Here is a 9,551-nt window from a genome sequence, read left to right on the forward strand (position 1 = left end):
AATTCTAATTTCCCCTTCGGCTATATCATAGCTGTCATAAAATATTTTCTGTCCCTTGAGGTTTAAAATTTCTAATGAAAATTGCTCGTTATTTTCCTACTGAAGTTCTATAAAAACATTCTCTGTTGCTGGATTAGGATAGATTTTGTCAATTGAAAACGTACTATTTATTGGTGTATGCTCTGTAATACTTGTTGAATTACACTCATCGTATTTAGCAACGTACTGCTGACAATTTGAACCTACACAGTGAGTCCACAAACTATATATGTTACAATAAGTACGAACTGCAGAACTGTAATCCCCTACAAATACATCTTGTCCAACAGCATCAAAATCGATGATGTCAGTACTCATCAATTTAGGATATAAAAATGTTTGTCCATAATCTCTAGAATAAATTATTTTATATTCTGATTTTAATTCATCATTCACGATATTTCCCCCGATACTAACTTTATTTTCTTTAGCTGATACTACTGGCATAAAAACCATATCATTGAAATAATCTGTCAAAGGTTGAGGGTCGGTCCAAGACTGACCATTATCTGTTGATTTAGAGTAAAACGATATCACTGTAGAGTCAATATCTGACCACACTAAGTGCAAATTGTCGTCACCATCGATAGCTAACGAAGGGGCGCCACTCTCACGATTATTTATAACAATATTGTTAGAATTAGGCATTAATGAAATTCCTTGATATATGAGGTAAGGGTCAGAAAACGTTTGTCCACCATCACTAGAATTTATGTAAAGAACTGTATTTTGCTCTGTATTAATAAACGAACAATGTAAGATCCCATTTTTATCTACACGAATATTAGCGTGCTGAATAGCACCTTCGTAAGCCAAAACAGGATTTTCAAATGCTGTGCTCTGATTATTTAGTGTTTTAACAACTAAACCAAAACCATAACTTATTGAGCCTTGTAGAAAAGAAATATAGGTGCGATTAGAATATGAGCCATCTGTCATATCTACTGCCATCCATTGCCTATCGCATATACCTGTTTCTGTGTCGACAATTTGTAATTGACCACTACTTAAATCTAATACGCCTTTGCCAAAAAAATTTTTATCTCCATCTTCAAAAGTAAAGGTTTGACCATTATCTGTTGATTTTGCCCAAAAAGAACGCCATAATAAATTGGACAGGTAGTTGAGGTCCGAAGGGTTTGCTAATAAATAAATCCAAGAACAATACAAAGTCCCTTCCTTATCGTACGCAAATACAATATCACCCCCACCGGCTGGAGTATATGAGGGGGAAAAATCTTGTAAAGCTGCTGAAATATTTAATTGCGACTCTTGCCAACTATCTCCCCCGTTAGATGAGTGAAATATTTTAAATCCAACTACAGAACCCGTTTGCATAAAACCAACGACTAATTTATTGGAATCAAGTGGATTAATAGCAATATGAGCTTCTCATTCTTGACCAGATGCGCTAGAATTAACTGCTTGGTCATAGCCTTGTGCGAACAATAAGGTTTTAAAAATAAAAGTGAATAAAATGATTAATGATTGAGTAAAGATTTTCATAGCAAATTAAATATGGGGGTTAGTTTTCTTTAAATATTAAGGATTTGTATTCTGGCAGTAATTTTCCCTCTAGTATGTGGTGCAATAATTTTGTTTGGGCAGAGTCTTGTTTTGTTGTTATTGGAACAGCTGAACTGCTTTGATCCTTTGCCTGAGTTGTTTTCTGAACCGAAGTGCAAGAATATAATAATAGCAAGGTGAGTATTATTAAAAATACATTATGCTTTAATTTAAAACGAGTGGTGTTTAGTAAAAAAATAATCTCTTTCATGGTCTTACATACTTAATCAATTGGCGTATTTAAGGTTTCGCCAAAAGTAGTGCAAAGTTACATTAAAAAACTTTTACTTACCATTAAAATTGCTCATCGTGTGAGCTAATCCTATAGTGCCAAATGAGAGGATCATTTTAGTTGCTTGTTCTATACGCTCTTGCAAATCGGCTTGTTCGTCAGCAGTCCATTCGGAAAGAACATATTGAGCTTGTTGCCCTTTTAGAAATTGATCGCCCACCCCAAAACGCAAGCGAGCGTATTTAGTATGCCCCAAATAATAGTTGATATCTTTCAATCCGTTGTGACCTCCGTCAGAGCCTTTCCCTCTTAGTCGTAAAGTGCCAAAAGGTAAAGCTATATCATCGGTAACCACCAAAACATTTTGTAAGTCAATTTTAAGGTGCTGAAGCCAATAATTGAGTGCCTTGCCGCTCAGGTTCATAAAGGTAGTTGGCTTAATAAGATGGAAGGTTCTGGCCTTATGTTTTAACGAGGCATAATGGGCATGTTTTTCCTCCTTAAAAGAAGTATTGGACAACTCTGCTAGAGTGTCCAATACTTTAAATCCTATATTGTGTCGTGTATTTTCATACTTGACACCAGGGTTTCCTAATCCTACAATGAGGTATTTCATTGTTTAAAGATAGAAAAAAATTATTCTGCAGCTGGGGCTTCAGCAGCTGGAGCATCTCCTCCTTCAGCTGTTTCGCCTTCTTCGCCTTCAACATCTTCTTCCTCATCTTCAATAGCACCACGAGCGGTTTTCACACCAACAATTACAGATTTATCCTCTGCAAGGAAAGTGTATTTCTCGTCTCTGACATCTCCGATGTAAAGGAATTTTCCAATTTTCAAATCTTCGATATTGATTTCAATAGCGTCTGGCAAGTTAGCAGGAATAGCGCGTGTTTTGATAGCTCTTCTTCTTACTAATAAGTTACCCCCGTTACGTACACCAATTGGAGTGCCAATGAAGTTTACAGGAATACTTACCGTTACTTCTTTATCGTCAAATACTTGTAAGAAGTCAATGTGAACAATTCTGTCTGTTAACGGATGAAATTGAATGTCTTGAAGGATAGCTTGATAGCTTTCTCCATCTATATCAATGTTCAACAAATATACGTCTGGAGTATTAACAAGCTTGTTAAGGTCATTCTCTGTAGCAGAGAAGTACACTTGCTTTTCTCCCCCGTAAAGTACGCATGGTACTTTACCCTGATTTCTTAGTGCTCTGTTAGCTATTTTGTTAGTTTCTCTAACGTCAGCACTTAATGCAAATGTTTTCATTTTAAATAAAAAATAATGGTTAATAATTAACTTATAAAGTTTGAGCTAATGGACTGTTTGGTGAATACTCTATTTATAGTATCTGCAAACAAGTTTCCAACCTCAATCACTTTAACTTTATCACTTTTATGTTCTTTTCTCAAGGTATCGGTAATAATAAGTTCCGCTAACTGAGAATTATTTATCCTTTCGTAGGCACTACCCGAAAGTATGCCGTGTGTACAACAAGCTCTTACACTTCGTGCGCCATTTTCAATCATTAAATCGGCGGCTTTAGTAAGTGTACCTGCTGTATCTACCATATCATCAACTAGTACAATATCTTTTCCTTTAACATCACCAATAAGCATCATTTTACTTATCTCATTAGCTTTGTCTCTGTGCTTGTAACATACTACAACATCTGTTTGTAGATACTTAGCATAGGTGTTGGCACGTTTTGTTCCACCCATATCAGGCGAGGCAATACACAGATTAGCAAGATTAAGATTTTTTATGTGCGGCACAAATAATGTTGAGGCAAACAAATGGTCTACGGGTACTTCAAAAAAGCCTTGAATTTGGTCGGCATGCAAATCCATAGTAATGACTCTATCTACACCAGCTGCGGTCAATAAATTAGAAACCAGTTTTGCCCCTATCGGCACTCTTGGTTTCCCTTTTTTGTCTTGTCTAGCATAACCAAAATACGGCATTACCGCTGTTATTTTGTAGGCTGATGCTCTTTTAGCTGCATCTATCATCAATAACAACTCCATTAAATTATCAGATGGCGGAGGGGTTGACTGCACAATAAAAACATGGCATCCTCTTACCGTTTCATCAAAAGAAGGCTCAAACTCCCCATCACTAAAAAATACCAATGAGGTATCGCCTAAAGGCTGACCAAATTTTTCAGCAATTGTAAGAGCTAATTCCTTACTAGCAGAAGCGGCAAATATTTTAACTTTTGATGACATAATAATTTTATGGTTGGCAAAGATAGAAAAATTGAGTAATCCTAAAACTATTTTCAACACTTTCATTGGAGTATGCCAAAAAAGAATTTACCTTTGCTGTCGCTAAAATTTGCCCGAGTGGCGGAATTGGTAGACGCGCTGGATTCAAAATCCAGTGATAGCAATATCGTGCCGGTTCGACCCCGGCCTCGGGTACGAAAACCTCCTCAATTTATGAGGGGGTTTTTTTTGTATTTTTGTGCCCACTATTCTATCGATCTAATGAAACAAAGGAAATACGACAAGGCTTATTTGAAGATGGCTCAAGAATGGGCCAAACTTTCGCATTGTGAAAGAAAGCAAGTAGGGGCGCTCATCGTTAAAGACAAAATGATTATTTCGGATGGATACAATGGCTGTCCTTCTGGTTTCGAAAACACTTGCGAGGATGAAGAGGGTAATACCAAATGGTACGTTCTTCATGCCGAAGCCAATGCCATTATGAAAGTGGCTCGTTCTACTAACGACTGTAAAGGAGCTACCTTATATTTAACACTTTCTCCTTGCAAAGAATGTAGCAAACTCATTCACCAGTCGGGTATTAAAAGACTAGTCTATCTTGACGAATACAAAGATACAACAGGACTAGACTTCCTAAAAAAAGCGAATGTAGAACTCTTACACTTTATGGATGTTGAATAAAAAATCCCATTTTAGTCCCCTCATTTTTTCCCTTATACTTATTGTTGGCATCTATCTTGGAAAGCTCTTAAATTTTGAGAGCTTTCAGCAAAACGACTTAAACAAATTTAACCTGGTTCTTTCTCAATTAGAAGAGGCTTATGTCGATAGCATTGATAGAGAAGAACTGATAGAAAAAGCGGTCAGTAATCTACTTAAAGAATTAGACCCCCATTCGTACTATATAAAAGCTAAAGATTTATCATCTGTCAACGAGCCTATGGAAGGAAGTTTCGACGGAATTGGTGTAGAATTCAATTTACTGGACGATACCATTTTGGTCGTTGCTCCTATTTCGGGTGGCCCATCACAAAGCGTTGGCATATTATCTGGCGACAAAATCGTTTCTGTCAATGGCGATACCATTGCAGGTACAGGTCTAGAAAACGAAGATGTGTTTGATTTGTTAAGAGGTAAAAGAGGCACTAAAGTGAGTGTCGGTATTTTAAGAAAAGGGCATCAGGGGTTGCTCGATTTTGAGATAACTAGAGATAAAATTCCAATTTATAGTGTGGATGTATCTTATATGATAGACGATAAAACAGGCTATATTAAAGTTAATCGCTTTGCAGCAAATACTTATGAAGAATTTATGGACGCCTCCAAAAAACTTCTAAAAAGTGGCATGGAAAAACTCGTTCTTGACCTAAGAAATAACCCAGGCGGATACCTTGGTGCGGCAATTAATATAAGTAATGAATTCTTGGAAGAAGATTTGCTCATTGTCTATACCCAAAATCGTTTGGGAGATAAAGAAGAGTATTTTTCCAATAAAAGAGGGCTACTTATCAATACGCTTGTAACAGTGGTTATTGACGAAGGTTCTGCCTCAGCTAGTGAAATTGTTGCTGGCGCCTTGCAAGACAATGATAAAGGTACTATTGTAGGTCGTCGATCTTTTGGAAAAGGATTAGTGCAAGAGCAATTTGAACACCCCGATGGCTCTGCCTATCGTATAACTACACAACGCTATTATACCCCAACAGGACGGTGTATCCAACGCCCTTATGCTAAAGGTCAAGGTGAAGACTACGCTACCGATTTGGTGGATAGGTTAAGTAGTGGTGAGCTACTTTCAAAGGATAGCATCGAATTCAATGATAGTCTTAAATTCATTACTCCAAAAGGCAAAGTCGTCTATGGTGGCGGCGGAATAATGCCAGATATCTTTATTCCATTAGACACCAATTCGTATCACAGGTCTATATCTGAAGCTAACCGTAAAGATTTGATTAGGCAATATGCTTTCGATTATACCAATCAGCACCGATCGGAACTAGAAAGCCAAGAGTTAGCAAATTTTATTTCCTTATTTGAAATAAATACAAACGATTTTAACCTATTAGCAGACTATTGCAGAACTGCAGGAGTTATAATACCAGTATCTGAGCTTAGCGATTATGATAAATCTATTTTATCGACTCAGCTAAAAGCATATATCGCAAGAAATATTTGGAACGATGATGGCTTTTTTCCTGTTATCCATAAAATTGATTATACATTCCAACAAGCCATACTGCAGTAATTTTTTATTTTTGTACTCAATTATTAATTTAATCTTATTAAGATATGTCATTTGAATTACCCCAACTATCGTACGCCTACGATGCTTTAGAACCACATATAGATGCTAGAACTATGGAAATACACCATGGAAAACACCATGCAGGTTATACTGCAAAACTAAACGCTGCCATAGAAGGCACTGATTTAGATGGTCAATCTATAGAGTCTATTCTTGGTGGCGAATTGTCTGCTGCCGTAAGAAATAACGGAGGTGGATACTATAATCATTGTATATTTTGGAGCGTTATGAGTCCTAATGGCGGCGGTCAGCCAAGTGGTGATTTAGCCGATGCAATAAATAATGCCTTCGGCTCATTCGACGCCTTCAAAACAGCATTTTCAAACGCTGCTGCCACTCAGTTTGGCTCTGGCTGGGCTTGGCTATGTGTTAAAAACGGTAGCCTAAGCGTATGCTCAACACCAAATCAAGATAATCCACTAATGTCTTCAGGTTGCGGCGGAACACCTATACTGGGTCTAGATGTATTGGAACATGCCTACTACCTTAACTATCAAAATAGAAGACCCGATTATATTGAAGCTTTCTTTAATGTCGTGAATTGGGAAGAGGTTAGCAGACGTTTTCAAGAATCATAACACCGTTGAAATATCATTAAAAAGTCCCTCAGTAGAGGGGCTTTTTTTGCTTTTGAGCCATGATCTCAATTAAAGTTCGCTAAGAGCTTTTTGAAACACTAAAATTAGAAATCTTTTTTCGAAGTGGCCCTTCGAAGTATTTGAAACTAACAGCCGATACAAGCAACAAAGAGAGTAAAGAAATATAAAATTGTAAAATTGGCTCATCCCACTTTAAGGATATAAAAACTCCTTTAACGGCCATAAAGATGGGTTTTTGTAATATATATATACCAAAACTGATTTCTCCTAAAAAAACCAAACATTTTAAATTGGATAATTTAGTGAGTAGTCCATTATTATTGGAAATTAATAATATTAAAGGCAAGAATATTACGACCAATAAGCCATTATGGAAATTGAGATGTGAATTATATTTCAAAATAATAGCTGCAAGTAATAGAAGCCCTAAAATCATAAAGTCGTAATTTTTTCTTTTGTCTTTTAAAAATTTCAGAAATAAAATCCCCGAGATATTACCCACTAAAAATTCATTCAAGTGAAGCAGAGGAAAATAATGTATAAAACTATGACTGGCAGATGGAAAACCCGTGTAGTAGGAAGACTCTAAAAGATAATGCAATATAAATTGGCTAAATGCCCATATTAAAAAAGTAACTATGGAGAATGTCCACAACTTGGGGCGTTTATAAAAACGATTAAACAAAAAAGGAAAGCATAAGTAAAAAAACCATTCCACCGTTATGGACCATGCAGGGGTGTTAAATGACATCGCTTTAGCCGGTATCCAAGCCTGTTGAAGACTAATACTAAGTAAAAAGTCATTGAGGTTTAAATCGCTGTTAGCAGGAAAAAGAAAATGCTCCAACACTTTAAAACACAATAACAAAACTGCCGCCAAAAAAGTTACGGGATAAATTCTCGCAAAACGTTTTTTCATAAAATTTAAGAACGGTACTTTGTCCTTTTGCCAATAAGCAATAATCATCACAAAACCCGAAAGTATAAAAAAGTAACTAACTCCTAAATTAGCTTGTTGAAACAAAAAAGAGGTGAAGTCAAAATTAAAAGGAGGTATATCTTTAGCATAATGAAATATAACTATGGATATCGCTGCAATAAACCTCGTAAATGTAAGCTGTTCTATTCTCATCAATGGAAAATTGAAGTAGTTTTCGAAGATAACTACAAATTTTGAAATAAATATATGTAAATTCATAGCACGAGTATTATCATACTAATATTATTTACGGTTAATTATTATGGATTTTAACGTATTGATTTACTAATCAACCACTACCCCATATAATTGAATAAAGTCGATTAAATCAATTTATATCACATGAATATTGGACGTGAGAGTTTAGGTATATAATAAGTTTTAAAATATCTGAAAATATAACATCACTAAAAACAAAAGATAAGGAAAAAACTATTTCACATTGAATATAGAAATAGAATATTCAAACCTAAAAAGTATTTTAATATCCTCTCATATAGTTTCTTGGTCCGAATCAAATGATGATGAAAGATTAGATGTAGAAAATGGAATATTATTATATCCAAATATTGATTCATTGTTTGATAAACATCTAATTAGTTTTGAAGATGATGGTTATATATTAATTTCAGAAAAAATAGATTCGTTAAACAGAGAATCTTTAAATATAAATGATGAAATAAAGATACCAGTGAGTGAAGGAATGAAAAAGTATCTAAAACGTCATAGAGAAAAATTCAATAAATAAATTATGACTAAAATCTACACACTACTATTATTTGTATTTATATCAATTTTAAGTTTTTCACAAACTGAAGAAATAAAATTATACTATGAGAATGGTAAATTAAAAGAAGAATACACTTTAGTTAATGGTAAGAAAGATGGACTTGTAAAAGAATATTGGGAAAATGGTCAATTAAAAGAAGAATACACTTTAATTGATAGTAAGAAAGATGGATTTTTGAAATTTTATTGGGAAAATGGTAAATTAAATTCTGAAGGAAATTTTGTAGATGGAAAACAAGATGGATTTTGGAAATTCTATTACGAAAATGGTAACCTAGAAGAGGAAGGAAATTTTGTTGGAAATTATAAAAGAGATGGAATTTGGAAATACTATTGGGAAAGTAATGGTAAATTAAAAGAAATCAAAACATTTAAAGATGGGGAAGAAGTTGAAGAAGATTAAAATATACACACTACTAGTATTTGTATTTATATCAATTTTAAGTTTCTCACAAACTGAAGAAATCAAAATATATTATGAAAATGGTCAATTACAAGAAGAGTCTACTTTAGTTGATGGTAAGAAAGATGGACTTTGGAAATACTATTGGGAAAGTAATGGTAAGTTAAAAGAAATCAAAACATTTAAAGATGGAGTTGAAGTTAAATGAAATTGATTATAGTTGGGAAATATCAAACACCTTAATTTTGACCTAACTACCTGATAATCAGATAGTTATCACTCGACAGTAACCGACTTCGCTAAATTTCTAGGCTGATCCACATTACAATTTCTCATCACAGCAATGTGGTATGATAGCAACTGGAAAGGTATCGTAGCCAATAATGGCACCAGGTGCTCATCCGTATC

Annotated in this window: 12 protein-coding genes and 1 tRNA gene; 7 read left to right on the top strand and 6 right to left on the bottom strand. The window is 34.8% G+C overall.

Annotated elements, in window-relative coordinates:
• Positions 1-96 precede the first annotated feature (96 nt).
• From P8I29_00720 to P8I29_00740, 5 genes are all read right to left on the bottom strand, one after another.
• Positions 97-1,377 (bottom strand): sialidase family protein, encoded by a 1,281-nt coding sequence (locus tag P8I29_00720; protein ID MDG1916319.1) that lies wholly within the window; start codon positions 1,375-1,377, stop codon positions 97-99.
• Positions 1,378-1,564: 187 nt separating this feature from the next.
• Positions 1,565-1,816, bottom strand: coding sequence for a hypothetical protein (locus P8I29_00725; protein MDG1916320.1), 252 nt, complete (start codon positions 1,814-1,816; stop codon positions 1,565-1,567).
• 73 nt (positions 1,817-1,889) lie between these two features.
• Complete coding sequence (gene pth, locus P8I29_00730; protein ID MDG1916321.1) at positions 1,890-2,453, bottom strand: aminoacyl-tRNA hydrolase; 564 nt, start codon at positions 2,451-2,453, stop codon at positions 1,890-1,892.
• A 20-nt stretch (positions 2,454-2,473) separates the two neighbouring features.
• Positions 2,474-3,109: a 50S ribosomal protein L25 gene (locus P8I29_00735; protein ID MDG1916322.1), complete on the bottom strand. Its 636-nt coding sequence runs from the start codon at positions 3,107-3,109 to the stop codon at positions 2,474-2,476.
• Between the two features lie 26 nt (positions 3,110-3,135).
• Positions 3,136-4,068 (bottom strand): ribose-phosphate pyrophosphokinase, encoded by a 933-nt coding sequence (locus P8I29_00740; GenBank protein MDG1916323.1) that lies wholly within the window; start codon positions 4,066-4,068, stop codon positions 3,136-3,138.
• 111 nt (positions 4,069-4,179) lie between these two features.
• Here P8I29_00740 and P8I29_00745 point away from each other — a divergent pair.
• The 4 genes from P8I29_00745 (at position 4,180) to P8I29_00760 (ending at position 6,951) form a co-directional block, all read left to right on the top strand.
• Positions 4,180-4,263: transfer RNA gene (locus tag P8I29_00745), tRNA-Leu, on the top strand.
• A gap of 57 nt (positions 4,264-4,320) precedes the next feature.
• Entirely contained in the window at positions 4,321-4,749 is a 429-nt protein-coding gene (locus tag P8I29_00750; protein MDG1916324.1) for a dCMP deaminase family protein, read from the top strand.
• Positions 4,739-6,313 carry a S41 family peptidase gene (locus tag P8I29_00755; GenBank protein ID MDG1916325.1) on the top strand — a complete coding sequence of 525 codons (1,575 nt, stop codon included), beginning with the start codon at positions 4,739-4,741 and terminating at the stop codon, positions 6,311-6,313. The genes P8I29_00750 and P8I29_00755 overlap by 11 nt, the downstream gene beginning before the upstream one ends.
• Positions 6,314-6,357: 44 nt before the next feature.
• Positions 6,358-6,951 carry a superoxide dismutase gene (locus P8I29_00760; protein MDG1916326.1) on the top strand — a complete coding sequence of 198 codons (594 nt, stop codon included), beginning with the start codon at positions 6,358-6,360 and terminating at the stop codon, positions 6,949-6,951.
• A 79-nt stretch (positions 6,952-7,030) separates the two neighbouring features.
• Here P8I29_00760 and P8I29_00765 read toward each other — a convergent pair whose 3' ends face one another.
• Positions 7,031-8,170: an acyltransferase gene (locus P8I29_00765; GenBank protein MDG1916327.1), complete on the bottom strand. Its 1,140-nt coding sequence runs from the start codon at positions 8,168-8,170 to the stop codon at positions 7,031-7,033.
• Positions 8,171-8,393: 223 nt separating this feature from the next.
• On the opposite strand from P8I29_00765, the gene P8I29_00770 reads away from it, so the two are divergent.
• From P8I29_00770 to P8I29_00780, 3 genes are read left to right on the top strand one after another with little or no spacing between them, the layout of a single operon-like run.
• On the top strand, positions 8,394-8,699 hold the full coding sequence (locus P8I29_00770) for an HNH endonuclease signature motif containing protein (protein ID MDG1916328.1): 306 nt from the start codon (positions 8,394-8,396) through the stop codon (positions 8,697-8,699).
• 3 nt (positions 8,700-8,702) lie between these two features.
• Positions 8,703-9,143, top strand: a complete 441-nt coding sequence (locus P8I29_00775) for a toxin-antitoxin system YwqK family antitoxin (protein MDG1916329.1) — start codon at positions 8,703-8,705, stop codon at positions 9,141-9,143.
• On the top strand, positions 9,130-9,351 hold the full coding sequence (locus P8I29_00780; GenBank protein MDG1916330.1) for a hypothetical protein: 222 nt from the start codon (positions 9,130-9,132) through the stop codon (positions 9,349-9,351). The genes P8I29_00775 and P8I29_00780 overlap by 14 nt, the downstream gene beginning before the upstream one ends.
• The last annotated feature ends 200 nt before the right edge of the window (positions 9,352-9,551 follow it).

Source organism: Flavobacteriales bacterium (assembly GCA_029248105.1).
In the GTDB taxonomy this organism is placed as follows: domain Bacteria; phylum Bacteroidota; class Bacteroidia; order Flavobacteriales; family UBA7312; genus UBA8444.